The 15,442-nt window shown below is 63.6% G+C and carries 14 protein-coding genes; 2 read left to right on the top strand and 12 right to left on the bottom strand.

Annotation, left to right across the window (positions count from 1 at the left end):
- Positions 1–4: 4 nt before the first annotated feature.
- From H4W01_RS15245 to H4W01_RS15220, 6 genes are all read right to left on the bottom strand, one after another.
- Positions 5–694 carry a PAS domain S-box protein gene (locus tag H4W01_RS15245; RefSeq protein WP_209612088.1) on the bottom strand — a complete coding sequence of 230 codons (690 nt, stop codon included), beginning with the start codon at positions 692–694 and terminating at the stop codon, positions 5–7.
- A gap of 130 nt (positions 695–824) precedes the next feature.
- Positions 825–1,436: a response regulator transcription factor gene (locus tag H4W01_RS15240; protein WP_010404657.1), complete on the bottom strand. Its 612-nt coding sequence runs from the start codon at positions 1,434–1,436 to the stop codon at positions 825–827.
- Positions 1,437–1,993: 557 nt separating this feature from the next.
- Positions 1,994–3,337: an ABC1 kinase family protein gene (locus tag H4W01_RS15235; RefSeq protein WP_209612086.1), complete on the bottom strand. Its 1,344-nt coding sequence runs from the start codon at positions 3,335–3,337 to the stop codon at positions 1,994–1,996.
- On the bottom strand, positions 3,334–3,693 hold the full coding sequence (locus H4W01_RS15230; RefSeq protein WP_209612084.1) for a thiol-disulfide oxidoreductase DCC family protein: 360 nt from the start codon (positions 3,691–3,693) through the stop codon (positions 3,334–3,336). The genes H4W01_RS15235 and H4W01_RS15230 overlap by 4 nt, the downstream gene beginning before the upstream one ends.
- Before the next feature lie 286 nt (positions 3,694–3,979).
- On the bottom strand, positions 3,980–5,065 hold the full coding sequence (locus H4W01_RS15225) for an AraC family transcriptional regulator (protein ID WP_209612082.1): 1,086 nt from the start codon (positions 5,063–5,065) through the stop codon (positions 3,980–3,982).
- A 45-nt stretch (positions 5,066–5,110) separates the two neighbouring features.
- Positions 5,111–5,926: a sterol desaturase family protein gene (locus H4W01_RS15220; protein WP_209612080.1), complete on the bottom strand. Its 816-nt coding sequence runs from the start codon at positions 5,924–5,926 to the stop codon at positions 5,111–5,113.
- Positions 5,927–6,558: 632 nt separating this feature from the next.
- Here H4W01_RS15220 and H4W01_RS15215 point away from each other — a divergent pair.
- Both H4W01_RS15215 and H4W01_RS15210 read left to right on the top strand, forming a co-directional pair.
- Positions 6,559–6,984 carry a fasciclin domain-containing protein gene (locus tag H4W01_RS15215; protein ID WP_209612078.1) on the top strand — a complete coding sequence of 142 codons (426 nt, stop codon included), beginning with the start codon at positions 6,559–6,561 and terminating at the stop codon, positions 6,982–6,984.
- A gap of 90 nt (positions 6,985–7,074) precedes the next feature.
- On the top strand, positions 7,075–7,962 hold the full coding sequence (locus tag H4W01_RS15210) for an NAD(P)/FAD-dependent oxidoreductase (protein ID WP_209612076.1): 888 nt from the start codon (positions 7,075–7,077) through the stop codon (positions 7,960–7,962).
- 44 nt (positions 7,963–8,006) lie between these two features.
- On the opposite strand, the gene crtI is transcribed toward H4W01_RS15210, so the two are convergent.
- The 6 genes from crtI to H4W01_RS15180 form a co-directional block, all read right to left on the bottom strand.
- Entirely contained in the window at positions 8,007–9,626 is a 1,620-nt protein-coding gene (gene crtI, locus H4W01_RS15205; RefSeq protein WP_209612074.1) for a phytoene desaturase family protein, read from the bottom strand.
- Positions 9,623–10,567 carry a Brp/Blh family beta-carotene 15,15'-dioxygenase gene (locus H4W01_RS15200; RefSeq protein ID WP_209612071.1) on the bottom strand — a complete coding sequence of 315 codons (945 nt, stop codon included), beginning with the start codon at positions 10,565–10,567 and terminating at the stop codon, positions 9,623–9,625. Before H4W01_RS15200 ends, crtI begins: the two co-directional genes overlap by 4 nt.
- A 4-nt stretch (positions 10,568–10,571) precedes the next feature.
- Positions 10,572–11,339: a bacteriorhodopsin-like gene (locus H4W01_RS15195; RefSeq protein ID WP_209612069.1), complete on the bottom strand. Its 768-nt coding sequence runs from the start codon at positions 11,337–11,339 to the stop codon at positions 10,572–10,574.
- A gap of 255 nt (positions 11,340–11,594) precedes the next feature.
- Positions 11,595–12,218 carry a LuxR C-terminal-related transcriptional regulator gene (locus H4W01_RS15190; protein WP_209612066.1) on the bottom strand — a complete coding sequence of 208 codons (624 nt, stop codon included), beginning with the start codon at positions 12,216–12,218 and terminating at the stop codon, positions 11,595–11,597.
- Between the two features lie 415 nt (positions 12,219–12,633).
- On the bottom strand, positions 12,634–12,906 hold the full coding sequence (locus H4W01_RS15185) for a hypothetical protein (RefSeq protein WP_209612064.1): 273 nt from the start codon (positions 12,904–12,906) through the stop codon (positions 12,634–12,636).
- A gap of 95 nt (positions 12,907–13,001) precedes the next feature.
- The gene (locus H4W01_RS15180; protein WP_209612062.1) at positions 13,002–15,422 is read right to left on the bottom strand and encodes a YbcC family protein; all 2,421 of its coding nucleotides are present in this window, start codon (positions 15,420–15,422) and stop codon (positions 13,002–13,004) included.
- Between the last annotated feature and the right edge of the window lie 20 nt (positions 15,423–15,442).

Genomic DNA, 15,442 nt, shown 5'->3' with positions numbered 1-15,442 from the left:
GGATTCAGCTCGCGAAGATGGTGCGGAGGCGTTGCAGCAGGTCGCGCGCGCGTAGGGATTGCGCGCTGGCATCCTTGACGAAGCCGGTGATCGTTTCGGGCGCGGAGCCCGCCATCAGGGCGATTTGCGCGGCGGCCAGAAAATTGGTCATCGCGGTCATCGGTTGGTTCAGCTCATGCACCAGCAGTGCCGCGATATGGTCCGATCCAATCGCGTTCGCATCCCCGTCGTCCAGATGCGCGGTGGGGGCACCGGTGCCAAGCCAGTCCGAAAGGGTCTGTAAGGAACAGGCAAATACCCGTTGCCCGTCGATCACCACTTTGCTGACGAGGCCCGCCACCGGAATTTCGTAGCCGTCGCGATGACGCGCGATGAACACGCGACTTTCCGCGATCCGTTCGCCGTCCACGCTGGCGGCATAGTCCGCAACGGTCTTATCGCAAATGTGATGGTACAGTTGCGGTATCAAGTCGCTGATATTGCGGCCCGGGGCGAGCCTGCCTTCAAGGCCGAACAACATCTCGGCATGTTGGTTGGACGACTGCAGAATGCCGCGATCGTCGACGATCATCATCGGAAACGGAACAATGGCCAAGATGGCGCGCGCGACCGCATGATCGTCATCCGCTGGCTTGTCCGATTCCCGCGCACCGTTCATCACCGTTCGCTCACAGCCCATGATGCCGGGCACCATACACCATATCGGAACGGTTATTGGGGCGAATAGTGGAGCGCTTGTCGGAAAAAGACGACACCGCACGGAGAGCCGCGCGCAGTGTCACCGCTGCCGCCGCGGACTGAAGCTCCACCACAGCGCAGCTTGATCAATCCACCAGCCCGGCAGCAAACGCGATGCGCAGCGCATCGGGTAGCGAGCGGACATGGAGCTTGGTCATCAAATTGGCGCGATAAACCTCGACCGTGCGCGGGCTGATGTCGAGTTCGTGCGCGATCACTTTGTTGACCTTCCCCGCGATCAAACCCATCAAGACGTCGACCTCGCGCGGAGCAAGGCGCGCGATCGATTGTTGTGCAGCCAGGACACGCGCGGCGTCCGCCCCGACCTTTTGCAGGCGATCATAAGCGCGTTCGATGGTGTTGATCAGCGACCCGTGATCATACGGCTTTTCCAGAAAATCGATTGCGCCCGCTTTCATCGCCTCGACCGCCATGCTGATATTGCCATGCCCGGTGATGATGACGCAAATCAGCGGCAAATCGCGCGCGCTGATCGCCGTCAACACGTCCATCCCGGACGCGCCCGTCATGTGCACATCCAGCAGCACGACGCCGGGTTCGAGGGTTTGCGCCGCCGCCAGAAATTCGTCGCCCGAGCTGAAGGTGCGAATGATGAATTCGGAACGCATGTTGAGCAAGGATTGCAGCGACTTGCGCACTGGCTCATCGTCGTCCACGATATAAATCTGTTTCAACATACCTACCCCGCTGGCCGTGGCGAACTTGTTCTCTGAAACCCGTTCTTCGCAACAAGGAACGGCGGCGCACGGATCACATGGCGATCGGCGCGGTCGATGGAAGCAATTTCACCGCAATAAAAGCGAGTCGACCAAAGCGGTCTCTCTTGCGCTGCAGCAATATTGTGCAAATGCACATCCGCGCCAGGGGCGTTGTCGCTGTTGTGACGTGTCCGATGGCGACATGAAAAACGTACAACAGATTCAAGCCGACAATTGCGCCGGTTAGATGTATGGATCGAGGATACTGCTCGTAAAACCACATTTCATCATTACACCTAAAAAAAGCACTTTCCATAACAAAAATGGATGATGAGATTGGGGAAAAAAGGGATTTACTTTGGCGACAAAGCTGCTCTCGGTCGCGCACCGAGGCCTGCGTTCCGGCGTAACCAACGGGTCGGTCCCGTCATCGCACGCTATCGCGTGAGACGATAGCGACGCGCTCGCGCGTGACGGCTGCGGGCACGCGACAAGCTTTGGCCGGTCTTGGATCACCACCCAACTGAGTTTGCGGATCACCCGTTGGGCGCGAGATAGCGCTCCAGCATCGCCCCGACATCGATTTGTGCTTTGAGCCGTGCCGCCAAAAGCGCGGTGCCGCTGATCTTGCGCTGGACAAACAGCATGTCGGGCGGGGGGATGTGCCACGCGGCGCGATCGGCGGCGACCTCCATCCCTTGGTTGCGCAGCACTTCGACAAAGCCGCGGTCGCCAAAGTCGAACGGGCCGGTCCGCTGCATCTCGGCGACCACCACCGCGATCATCCGGTCAATCGAGTCGCGGTGGTGGGTGATCGCGCCCGCACCGACAAAGCCCGCGGCCAGCGCTGCCGCGCGGACCGAATCGGGATCGCCCGCCATCGCGGCGCGCAGCAGATCCAGATAGCCCTTTGAGATGGCCGCCGGAACCGGGCGCGCCGCGCCAAAGTCCAGCAGCACCAACCGACCCGTCGCCGGTTGATACCGATAATTGGCGAAATTCGGATCGGTCTGCATCACGCCAAACTCGAACAGCTCGCGCAGCACCAAGGCGATGAAGGCACCCATCACGCGATTGCGCGTGGCAAGTGGGGCATCGACCAGCGTTTCGATCGGCTGGCCTTCGACAAAGTCCATCGCCAGCACGTGCTGCGTGGTGAAAGCGGGGTCGAGCGCGGGAACGACATAGTCGGCGTCGGTGGCGAGCAGCGCGCCGAACAGCGTCATCTGTTCGCCTTCGCGCAAATAGTCCGCCTCTTCGCGCAGCTGGCTTTTGGCGACCGCGAGCAGCGGCGCGATGTCGAGATCGCGCGGCAGCAGGCCCGACACGCGCAGCAAGGTGGCGACATTGTCGACATCGGCATCGATGCTTTCGCGCACGCCGGGATATTGCACCTTGATCGCCAGGTCGCGGCCATCGCGGGTGCGCGCACGATGCACCTGCCCGATCGAGGCGGCTGCGATCGGTGTTACCTCGAACCGGGCAAAGCGCGTCCGCCAGTCCTTGCCCCATTGCGCGGCGAGGACTTGCTGCAATTGCTGGGGCGGCATGCGGTGGGCGTTCTGGCGCAGCCGCGCCATGATGTCGGCCAATTCCGGCGGCAACATGTCGCCGGCATCCATCGAAATCATCTGCCCAAGCTTCATCGCTGCCCCGCGCAAATGCGACAGCCGATCGGCGATGCGGCCGACATTGGCAGGGGTTAGCAGCATGTCGCGCATCTGCGGGCGTTCGCCCTCGGCCAGCCGCCGCGCGCCCTCGGCGATCATGCCGCCCGCGACGCCGCCCGCCAGCCGCCCGAACTGGCCCAATCGCGACAATCGACCGCTCGGCACCGCGCGCGCCTTTGCATCGCGCCGTCCGTCCGTGTCGTCGGTCATGCGGGCCACCGTGTCCTGGCGAGGCGCTGCAAACGCGGCCGTATGCGCAAGAAGGCTTGGTAGCCTCGTTCCAGCAGCCTCAACACCCATGGAGTGCGCGCCGCCAGCCCGAGCGGGCGCAGCACCGGGATGGCGCGCCACATTGCCGCGAAGGAGGCGGCCCCGCTCAGCATCGCCCCATCTTCGCAAGCGTGAAAGCGCGCCAACAGCGCCGCCCGGTCAATCGGGCAGACCGTGTCCTCGGCGGCGGCATCGATGAAGTGAATTGCGCCGCGGCGATCGAGCCGCCGCATTACTGCGATTTCCCGGGCGCAGAGGGGGCAGGCACCATCGTGCCAGACGATAAGCGTGGTCATGGGCACTATGTAGGGCGGCATCGTCGCCGTCGCACAGCATTCGTGAAATTATGATGGTCGGGAAGGGGAGGGCGGCGTCTGTCGCCGCGCCGTGGCGGCTGAGATGCGCCCGATTTTGAGAATGGTGCACCCGGCATGGAGAAGATGGGCACTCAGGTCATTGGGAAATTTTTCTGATCTGTCAGCTTAGATTCGACGATTTAGCTTCGCGACCACCGCCTCGATCAGCACGACCAAGCACATTGAACGCGTGGCCATTAACCGGGGCCCACGGAAACGGACCCGGTCAACTGAGGAATAGCTGGTCCGCAGCGGGCTTCGCTTGGGAGGCAGTCCGAAACGCGCTGGGCGTCAGCCCCTCGCTGACGCGAAACGCGCGGTTGAAGCTCGCGAGCGATCCGAAGCCTGCGTCGAGCGCGATCGTCAAGATCGGCACGCTACGCTGCGCGGGGTCGCTCAACGCCGCCTTCACTTCGCTCAGCCGATAGCTGTTGAGGAACGCCGCGAAGTTGCGGAAGCCAAGCTCGCCGTTGATCGTGCGGCGCAGGCGATACTCGGGCACCCCCAGTTGCAGGGCCAGCGCGGCGATGGTCAGCGTATCGTCGCGGTGGCAGCGCTGCGCGCGCATATGCGCCTGCAGCCGTGCCACCAGCGCCTTAGCGGCCGGGTCTTGATCGGCCGCGGCTGCGCTCGTCGGTGCCGCCGCGCCGAGGAAAATGTCGGCGCGGCGCATGTGCAGCAGGATGTAGCACAGCCCGGCCACCACGCTCAGCGTGAGCAGCGCGGTAGATATGTGTACCAGCGGTGCGCGCTGTCCAGGTGCCAGCACATTCTTGGTGACGTGGATGAGGTTGATGAGCAGCAGCGCGCCTCCTGTCGCCCAAACGAAGCCGATCCGCAGCCGCCGGCGCGCCTCGACCATGTCGTCGTCTCGACCACGCCAGGCGATCCACAGCGCAAGGACCGGCAGCGTGATCCATGACGCGTGCATCACCAAATCCGTTGGCCAATACCCCCCGGCGGTAGGCGACCAAAGCAGGTAGTTGGCGAGGGACACCCCCGCGATCGCGCCGACGACGGACCAACTGAACCATCCGAAGTGCGCTTCGTCATCAAACCAACTGCGGACAAACAGCCAGAAAAATCCCGAGATCGCCCCTTCGCCGAGGATCAATGCGATCGCGACAGGCTGTGGGAATCGCTGTAACCCGTAGCCCTCGGCGATCAGGTTGCAGGCGATCGCGGCGATCAGTGCGACCCCCATCCGCGCGGGTATCGCCGCGCGCTGGTCGCGCAACAGCACCGCCCCCAGCAACAGCAGGAGCGCCAGCGCGCCGCCGCGCGCGACCAGATCGAGGTCGGTCAGAGTCATGGGCGCAATGCTGTCAGTTCGCCTGCATGACCACAAGCGCGTGGATCATTCCCCGGCTGGCTGGGGAAGCAGATTCCGCTGCGGATCGCGTGCCGACGCGGTAACCCGTGCAAAAACTTCGCGATACTGCGGATGCTCGGTACCCATCAGCCGATCCCAATAGGTAAACCAGAAACCGTAATTGTGCTGGAAGGCACCATTGTGATGCAAATCGTGGTGCGTCGTGGTGCTGATCCAGCTTGTCAGCGGCGTGCGCAGCCACCAGCGTGGGTGCAGTTCGAGCCCGGCATGCGCCACGGTGTTGCGAAAGATCTGCACGCCGAGAAAACTGAAGGTCACGACATGCGGGGTCGCCACCAGCGACAGCCACAGCGGGAAGTAGAGCGCGTTGACGAACGCCTCGGGCGTCGCAAAGCTGTAGGCCGTCCAAGGCGAAGGCGTCACCGAGCGGTGATGATGGCGGTGGAAGGTCTTGTACAGCCAGCGCGTGTGCATCGCTCGATGCGTCCAGTAGAAATAGGCGTCGTGCCCAACGATCATGGCAGCGAGCAACAGCAGGATGTAGCCGAGCGAATGCGCAGCCGCGTCGCGCGACAGCAATCCGGCATGCATGGCCCAGGCGAGCGGAATTGCGACCAGCAGATAGACGAAGCATGTCCTGAGCGACGAGGCGATTTCGCGCACGCGGTCCTTTCGCGCCGGGAGACGCGGCTGGATCTGGCGTGAGCGCCAGGGCGTGCGCTTGGTCAGCCAGACCAGGCCGGCGATTACGCCCGCTGCGACGAAGTAGCGCGTGAGCTCGTAGGGCAGATAGAAACGGGTGACGTTGACCGCGATCGCGAGCGCGTCGGCGTAATTCATCGGGCGTACTCCAAGAGGGCCCGCAACATTTGGCGGAGTGCGACCGCTCAATCCCTGCAAAAACTCGAAAAGGGCTGGTCAAATTCGGAAATCGACCGCTGTACGGCACCGATATCTGATCGCGGCCGACCTTGGCATCGCCGCCTTGCTGCGCCGATCACATTGGACGCATTGCGAGGAACGCACCGTAGGTTGCGTCCCGGTTTCAACCGTATTCCTCAGCTAACACGATTTTGAGAGAGAGTTGTGTGGAGGGACCGGCCGCTAGGCGATCTCCGAGTGCACGGATATGAGCATCCAATACGCGACACCGAGGCCGGTTTCCCGCATCCCGAAACCTGCCGTTTGTCCAGATCTTGATGCGCCCTGCGCTCGGTCTGCCGAGCTTCTTTGCAACATCAGCCGCGAGTTCGAGATCCAGTCCCGATATCAAGTGCCACGGGCTCGATCGAGAGCGCGATCCTGCGCGGGGCTCAATCAAGCGCAAGATGGTTCAAAGCCCGTATTGAGGACAAGGTGGGGCAATGCGAGGGCAGCTGCGTGGGCGAAGCAGCGCTTGCAGGATTCGCCCATTTCAGGCCCCTTGAAACCGTTCGCTCCGGCCTGAACCCTGCCCAACTCGAGGAACAGACATGACCGATACGACCCATGACATCGTCGATACCGCCGTCGCCGCAGGTTCCTTCAATACCTTGGTCGCAGCCGTTACGGCGGCAGGCCTGGTCGATACGCTGAAGGGCGACGGACCGTTCACCGTGTTCGCGCCGTCCGACGATGCGTTCGCTGCGTTACCCGCCGGCACCGTCGACGATCTGGTGAAGCCCGAAAACAAGGAGAAACTCACCGCGATCCTGCTGCTGCACGTCCTCCCGGGCAAAGTGATGGCAGCGGATGTTGCGGGCCAGGTGCTCAACCCGACCACCGCCGGTGGCGCGACGGTTCATGTCGATGGTACCGACGGCGTCACGGTCGATGGTGCCAAGGTGGTGACCGCCGACATTGACTGCACAAACGGCGTGATTCACGTGATCGACACCGTGCTTCTGCCCAAGGGCTGATCCTCTCGACCAGCGACCTGGGGGAGCGAAGCCCCCGGGTCGCTGGCACGATCGCCATCGAGCTCGACTGGACCCCATATGACCCGCAGAATGAGCATCGGCATTGTCGGCGCGGGGATCGCGGGGCTTTCCTGCGCACAGCGGCTCCAGGCGGCCGGGCATACCGTCAAGGTCTTCGACAAGGGACGCGGCGTTGGCGGGCGAATGGCGACCCGGCACATTGCATCGCCCGTCGGCGCCGTCTCATTCGACCATGGCGCGCAATATTTCACAGCGCGCGATCCGCATTTTGCATCGACGGTGGCGCAATGGGACGCGTCCGGCATCGTGGCACCCTGGCCAAGCGCGGGTGACGATGCCTGGGTGGGAACTCCTGGAATGAACGCCGTCGTGAAAGCGATGGCCCAAGCTTTGGCTGTCGAGGCGAATGCCCGTGTCGACGCCCTTCGCCGTATCGATGGCACCTGGTTCCTCGATCCCGTTTCCGACGAACCATTGGACGCAGTGATCGTCGCAACCCCTGCCGAGCAAGCCGCACCCTTGCTGGTTGCACACGACCCGGCAATGGCGGCGATGGCGCAAGCCTGCCCGTCCGCGCCATGCTGGACGGCAATGCTGGGCTTCGGCGACCGGATCGCGATCGCCAAGGACATTCTTCGCGATGCGGGCATTATCGGTTGGGCGGCGCGCAACAGCGCCAAACCCGGCCGGAGTGGGATCGAATCCTGGGTTATCCAGGCTACGCCAGACTGGTCGCGCGATCATCTCGAGGACGACGAGGCCAGCGTGGTCGAGGCGCTGCTCGGGGCGTTTGCCGCGCACGCGGCGCACGCGCTTCCAACGCCCGTCGTGAAGATCGGCCATCGCTGGCGCTACGCGCGCGCCAAGGCCACGCAACACGGCGCGCTGTGGAACGAGGCGATGCGGATCGGCGCGGTCGGCGACTGGCTGCTGGCACCGCGCATCGAAAGCGCCTGACTGTCCGGGCAAATCCTCGCCGAGCGAATCCTCGCGGTCGATCGCTAGCCGGGCATCCCTGCGACGATGTGCGGATCGATGGCATGATCGCGCGCGATTTCGCGCGCGGTCATTTTGGCGGACATCATCACCGACGGCGTTCCGCCGCCTGGCTGCGTCCCCTGGCCGACGAGGTAGAGGTTGGTGACGTCCTCGCTGCGATTGTGCGGGCGGAAGAACGCGGTCTGCGTCAGCCGCGGCTCGACCCCGAAGCCGTTGCCGGCATAGGCGCCGAGCACCTGCTCGAAATAGTCGGGCGTGACGAAGCTGCGATAGACCAGCCGTTCGCGCAGGTCCGGAATGTAGCCGCGCTCGTCGAGGAAGGTCAGCACCTTCTGCGCGAACCCCTCGCCGACCGCGTCCCAATCGACCTCGCCGAGCGTGTTGGGCACCGGGATCAGCGTATAGGCGGCATGGTGCCCCGGCGGCGCGAGGCTCGGATCGGTCAGCGTCGGGATATGCAGATATTGCGAAAAGTCCTCGGCGAGGATCTTGCGCTCGAAGATATCGGTCAGCAGCTCCTCGTAGCGCGGCCCGAGGATGATGTTGTGGTGCCGCAGATCGGGATCGCCGTCGCGCATCGCATAGCCGAAATAGATCACCATCAGCGACATGCTCTGCTTGCGGAACTTGACCACCGCGTCGCGGTTGATCCGCCGGTGCGGCTTGTCGATCAGCTTGAGATAGGTCGTCGCATAATCGCCGTTCGACACGACGAGATCGGCCGCCAGCGTCTCGCCGCCGGCGAGCGTGACGCCCGTCGCGACGCGCTTGCGGCCGCGCTTCGCGACGTCGATCCGCGCCACCTTGGCGTTCAACTGCACGGTTCCGCCCAATTCCTCGAACTTGACGACCAGCGCCTTCACCAGGGCGCCGGTGCCGCCCATTGCATAATGCACGCCCCAGGTCTTCTCGACAAAGTGGATCATCGCATAGATGGCGGGCACCTTGAGTGGATTGCCGCCGATCAGGAGCGGCTCGAAGCTGAACACCTGCCGCATCTTGTCGCTCTTGAAATATTTGCTGATGAGCGAGAAGAGCGGCTGAACCGCGCCGAGTTTCAACAGGTCTGGCACGACCTTGAGCATCGCGCCAAGGCTGCCGAAATAGGTATAGCCGAGCTCAAGGAAACCGCGCTGGAAGATCGCGCGCGCCGCCTCGTGAAAGCGGTCGTAGCCGTCGAGATCCTCGGGTGCGAGCCGCATGATCTGGGCACGGACGTTCACCGGATCGGCGTCGTAATCGAAGAAGGTGCCGTCGTCGAAATAGATGCGGTAAAACGGCAGCACCGGCACGATGTCGAGATAGCGGCTGGTGTGGGGGCCGCCGCTGATGCCCGACACGATCCGCTGGCCATCGCCCAGCACGTCGTCTGGAAAATCGGGCGCGGTCAGCATTGCCACATCGCGCTCGAGCGAGAACAATTCCTCGATGAAATGCGGCACGGTCAGCACCGTCGGCCCCATGTCGAAGGTGAACCCTTCGGCACGCCGGACATAGGCGCGGCCCCCGACATCATCGAGCTGCTCGACGATGCGTGTGTCGAAGCCGAGGCTCTGGAGGCGGATTGCACAAGCGATGCCGCCAATGCCCGAGCCGATCACGATAGCAGTGCGACGCGTCATACTGTGAGGGTCTTTTCTTCAAAGGAAGCAACGGCGCGGAGCCGTCCTTCGAGCCAGTGCGAGAGCAGCAAATGCGGCACCGCGACCGATGCCAGCAGTTGAAACGCCTGAGCCACAAATATTGGCGCGAAGGTCGACGGTGCTAACGATCGTATCGCCCACCAGCCGAGGATGGCGAGGCCCGACAGCAGCGCACCGCTGCCGAGCCATCGGCCGAGCGTCAGGTCGCGCAACAGGGTGCGGGTCTGCGCCAGATGCCGCGGAGAATGCAGGAAGACGAAGAACAGCGCGAACCCCGCGACCGGTGGCAGGACCAGCAGCAGCGCGAAGCACAGCGCCATCGCTGCGGCCCAGTGTCGGCTCCCGTCCCGCCACGCGGCGGCAATTCCGACTGCGGTGACCAGTAACGCAACCGGCGCTGCGGCTATGATGATCCGGGCGATCACCGCAGCGCGCGGATCGCTCATCCCGACGAACAGCGCCGACACCTCGGCGGGATGGCCGATCGTGGCCGCTGCGATCACCGCAACCCCCGCTGCGAAACGCAGCAGCGGCTCTTCGAGCATCAGCCAATCCTCGCCGAAATGCACTGCGGCGACCGCCAGAAACAGCACCAGTGCCACCAACGGCACGGTCATCCATAGCACCACCATCAGCAACGCTGTTGCGGCATATCCGCCGACGGCGAGCCCGACGCCCGCTCGGCCCAGCGCGACCGAACGCCGCAACAGCGCGATGTCATAGGCACCGTGCGGCAGCCCGCCGCCGATGAAGACGATCGTCGCTGCCGCCACCGCCGCCGGTTGGCCCAGCGGCACTCGGAACAGCGCCGCCACGATCAGCGCGCCAGCGGCGATCCAATAGGCCGGATAAACGACATCGCCGCGCTCCACAGGAGCACGGCGGTGCAGCGGCCTACGGTGATAGGTAAGCGCGGTCATGATATCAGGCGGCGTAGCCCTTATGCCCGTCAGTTTCAGCTTCGGATTTGCGGAGCGCGATCAGGAAAATCAGGATCCCGAGCCCGGCCTTGGCGACGATGTCGGCGATCGTATAGCCGATCTGGATCGTCGTGGTCGCGGTCCCACCGGTCAGCCTGGCATAGGGTGCCATGTAAACGATCGGGTAGAAGCCCCATGACGCGAAGGTCAGCAAGCGCGCCTTGCGGACGAGCTCCTGTGCACCCGCAGGCTGTTGCTTGATCGAAGCGCCGAGGCCGCTGAACAATTCCCACACGATGTAGAGGAACGGGATCGCCGACAGCGTACCCCAGATCGCGCGCGTCGGAATGTCGCTGGCGATTTCGCCCGGATAGCCGAGCACGATCATCAGCGCGGCGGCCGAGCCGAGGCGGATCGCCTTGGACGACGTCTCCTCACGCGACAGTCGCATCACGAGCACCAGTTCGATGAGCAGCAAGGGCACGGTCAGCAGCCAGTCGACATAGCGATAGGCGTCGTTGAACGCAAAACCCGTCGCGGTGACCACGCCATCCTTGAAGGTATAGGCGGCGTTCCAGCTCTCGAAGATGCGGAAGTAATGATAGGCCGCGATGCCGGTGACCAGCCCCGAAATGGTGAGCGCAGTCCGATAGGCCGGCGCGACCTGTGCGCGACTGAGCCAGAGGAAGGCGGTGGCGGCCCCCATCGCCGCGAAGGTGAAGGAAAACGCGTTGTAGACGAGCGAGAATTGGAAGGGCGTGACGATATCCATCGAAATCTCCGTCGCAATGATCCGCGGCACGGTTGTACCGGGCAGGGAGCATGCGGGATGTCGCCAAACTGTTGCGACGGACCGATATCTCCCCGAATATGTCGCCACAGCAGCACCAGATGGGTGAGGGTTGGCCCGACCGCACGCCGAATGGCGGAAGGCGTGCGGCAACGCCGCTGTGGCGACATTGGATACGTAGGCCGGAGTCGTTTTTTCAGCGATACGGGCTTTGTGCCGTAGCGAGATCCTTAGCCGTTACAGGCCAGCCTCGACGGCAAGGCGGATGAGGTCCGCGGTTGTGTGCAGATCGAGTCGGTTCATGAGAATGGCGCGATGCATCTTGACGGTCTTTTCCGCCAAATTGAGCTCCGCTGCGATCTGCTTGTTCAGCAGGCCATTCGCGACGAGCTTGAGCACCTGACTCTGCCGTGGCGACAGTGCCTTGACCATCTCGGCGGCGCGAATGCGCCGCATGCTCGACGGCGTCGCCGCAGCAGAATCGATCTCGATCTGCGATCCGAGGAAATAGAGCAGCGCGTCATTCTCATCGTAGATTGGCGCGACCAGGACGGCATTGCGAAACGGTTGCCCGTTGCGCTTGTAATTCAAGATCTCAACGAGCACCGGACAATGCTCGCGCACGCCACGCCGGATCTCCTCGGTCAGCCACGGCTCGGTCGCTGGCCCCGAAAGGAAGCGGCAGTTGCGTCCAACAACATCCTCGACCGGATATCCGGTGAGCTCACAAAACGCGTCGTTGCACGCGACGATTGGATTATCGGGCAACCGCGGATCGCTGATCACCGAGGGGATCGGGCTATCGGCGACGAGACGTAGATGACGGTCCCGTGTGGGAGAGAAATCGGCCTGTTGTGCCATGTCAGCTGCTAGTCCGATGCATATCTACCTGCATACCGATGGCGCGACGATGTGGCACTCAAATTGTTGACCGTGATCTGCGATTTCCGACCTTCCCGATTGGGAGCGCTGAGCGAAAAGCCGGGTTGCGGGTTACCCCCAGCGGCGATCCAGGAAGCCGCTTTCTCAAAACCTGTTCACCATTGCATTTGCCAAAATGCCCGGAAGCCACGGAGCTGTAGAAATGGCGGCCATGCCCAAAGCACGGCATTTCCAGAACGCGGACGCGCGCCGAATCCGGCCATTCAACCCACCTGCCGCAGTTCTTGCCTCCAAACGCTGGTTGATACGAACGCTTCGATTCCCCAGGCGAGCGCGGCATGAAATGGTCCGAACTTTAACAGTGTTGTCATAGGCACAAATTGATCGCCGCCTTTCAATCAGCCTCAGGCGACATCGGGCACTCGCCGGTCGAGGAGCGGCTCAATGCGAGCTCGACCTCGGCATTTACACGCAACGTGATCAGGTGGCGGAGTATTTCAATGTCATTCTGAATCGCGATCGGGTCCAGCGCCTGGGCGGATCGCAAAGCTGCTTTCAGCCAATCGCTCATATGGGGATGGTTCAGCACCCACGCTATCCGTGCATTGGCGCGTGACCGGAGGATTTCGGGCTCCTGCCGTGCAAACGGGGTCACGCGCGGGATCATGGGTTGCGCACCCCATATTGCGGAAGGCTGGCTCCGCGCATCGTCGCGAGCACGGCCTGCTCGGCGCCCCCATATAGCGTAGCGATCCGCATGGTTCAGGCAACCAATTCTGCCACCGGGGCGCTGACCTCACTCTCGATCATCGGCACCCAGCGCAGATTGCCATGGTAGCGCCAGGCCATCCGACCCGCGTCGTCGAGCGCGAACAAATGCAGCCACGCGTTGTCGAACAGCGCTCGGACGCCAGGGTGCCGGGCGAGAATGGCGGTCATCGCCTCGCGCGGCGCTTCGATGCAGACGCTGAGCCGCAGCGGCTCATGGGCCAAGGCAACACCGTCATGCACCGATTGCCAAGGCAGACCAGCCCGCAGCATACCACCATTGCCCTCGACCACGCCGATGCCGCCGATGACGTTGTGGAGCAGCTTGTTGCCGCCGCCGAACAGCGCGGGCGCGACTGCCGATCCATAATATTGCAAGCTGATCCAACTGGCGACGACAACCGGCGCGGTCATGATCAGGTCGAGCACGCCGAAGCCCGTATCCTGCCGCCAGTCATACTCATGCAGAAATGCGCGACCGTTCAGGTTTTTGCCGGAGGTGCGGCGGCGCGGCGCGGCGATGAACGCCTTACATCCGGCCAGCGCCCATTCGGGCCGGGTCTCGGCCCAGTCACGGCTGCGCCGCGCAATATGCGCCCCGCTGCGGACGCGGGGCAGACGCAGCGCGCGTTCGGTGCGGGCAATCATCCCCGCCGCCGACAGCCAGGCTTCGGCACGGGCGATATCGGCCGCATGCGCTGGGGCGGAATGGTCCTGACCATAGAGGAAAACCCGGTCAGTCGTCGTATCGTGCAGCCCGGCGATGAAGAGCGTCTCTTCGGGGACGACGATACCCTCGCCCGCCAGCCCGTTACGCACGGCTGGATCATTGAGCAATCCGGCCAGCAGCCGCGCGTTGACCTCACCCGAATAGCCACCGCAGGCGCCGCAATTCAGGCCGCTCGCATGCGGATTGTTGACGACATTGGCACCATGGCCGACCAGCAGGACCAGCGGCGCGAAGGTTTCGGTCAACGCGGTAGCGCGCAGGATCGACGTCGCCATCGCAATCCGCGTCGGCAGATCAATCGCGGGATCAGGCTGGGGGACCGGATCGTTGGGCACGCCATTTGGATGGAGGCCCAAAGCATCGCGCACGAGTTTGACGATGTAGGCGGGCCCGGTCGCCTCCACGAACGCGAATGAGGATACAGCGGCCAGCTTAAATCGCCCCCACGCCCGCGTTGCCCGCTCACGGTAGCGCAGCGAACGATCGGCCGCCTGATCGGCATCGCCGCCTGATCGTGAAGTCAGCCCGGCCTTCAGCAGCACCGGCAGCCGGTGTTCAGCGACATCCGAACCAAAGCGCCGGTGCGACGCGGTCATGCCGAAAAAGCCGGCAGCGCCAAGCGTCTGGATGCGCGGGTCCATCGATTCAAGCGCGCGGCGATAGACCTCGGAGCGGACGTCAATGCAGAACGCCGCTTGCAGCACGGGCGGCATGGAGCAGTGATTGACCGGCGCACTTGCGAGTATCTCCGCTAAGGCACGGTGCGCCGCGCGCTCACACGCTTCCTGCAGGATCGCATCGACTATCTGCGCCTCGGATGGCGCGATCGGCTGGGCAAAGGCCGCAATCGTCTCGGCCCATTCTGCGCCGATCGTCGCCTCATATTGCACGAACAGCGCCTCTTCCCAGAGCAGGCGGATCGCCAGAAAACTGGTCATCGTGTCGTCGTCGCGCCCGGCAAGCTCGGCTTGCCACCGGTGGAACCGCGCATATTGTGCCCATCCGCCCAAAGTGATCAGCAGCCGGTGGAAATAGGTTTGGAGCGCGGGCTGGGTCAGGCCGAGCCGCCTCGCGGCTCGCGCGATGGCGTCAGCGGCATTGCCGTGCGCATCCGCTACAAAGGCGGCAAAACCGCGCAGCCCGACGATCTCCGGCGTGAGGTCATGCGTCGCGACGGCTCGCCAGGCGGCATAGGGGCTCTGGCCGCGCGGTGCAGCCCACAGCGCTTGACCTTGATCGAAATAGCCCCCGGCCCAGGCACCGAAGCGCTCGGCAAGGACGCCAGGCCAATCGATTCCTGCCGCATTCGCCGCCAGATCGGCGATCGTCGGCAAGGGCACGAGTTCGGCGCTCGGCTGCTCAAGGGCCAATTTGAGCGCCGCCACCGAAGGCGGGCGCTGTGGAGAGCGGGTGTTTTCCCATGCCGCTGTCAGATCGGCGTCGGAAACCACGCCCCTGGCGATTTGATCGCGATACCAGCCGCGTGGCATCGTCACCGGCGTTCCCGCAACCCGCCCGAGCAACGCTGCGGTCTCGGCAAGATCACGGTCGGCCTGTCCGAGATACGGATTTACCGCGACGCTGGAAGCCAGCGGCCAGACCGGGGGAACGGCCAGCGCAGCAGCGTCGGCAGCGGCATGGAGCGCGTCGCTTGTCAGGATTAGGGGGTCACCATGGGGCAGCATTGGGAATGTCTCCGAAGGAA

This window comes from Sphingomonas sp. PL20 (assembly GCF_017875905.1).
GTDB lineage: Bacteria > Pseudomonadota > Alphaproteobacteria > Sphingomonadales > Sphingomonadaceae > Sphingomonas > Sphingomonas echinoides.
Note: the sequence above shows the minus strand (reverse complement) of the source record. Positions and strands in the feature narration are given on the sequence as shown.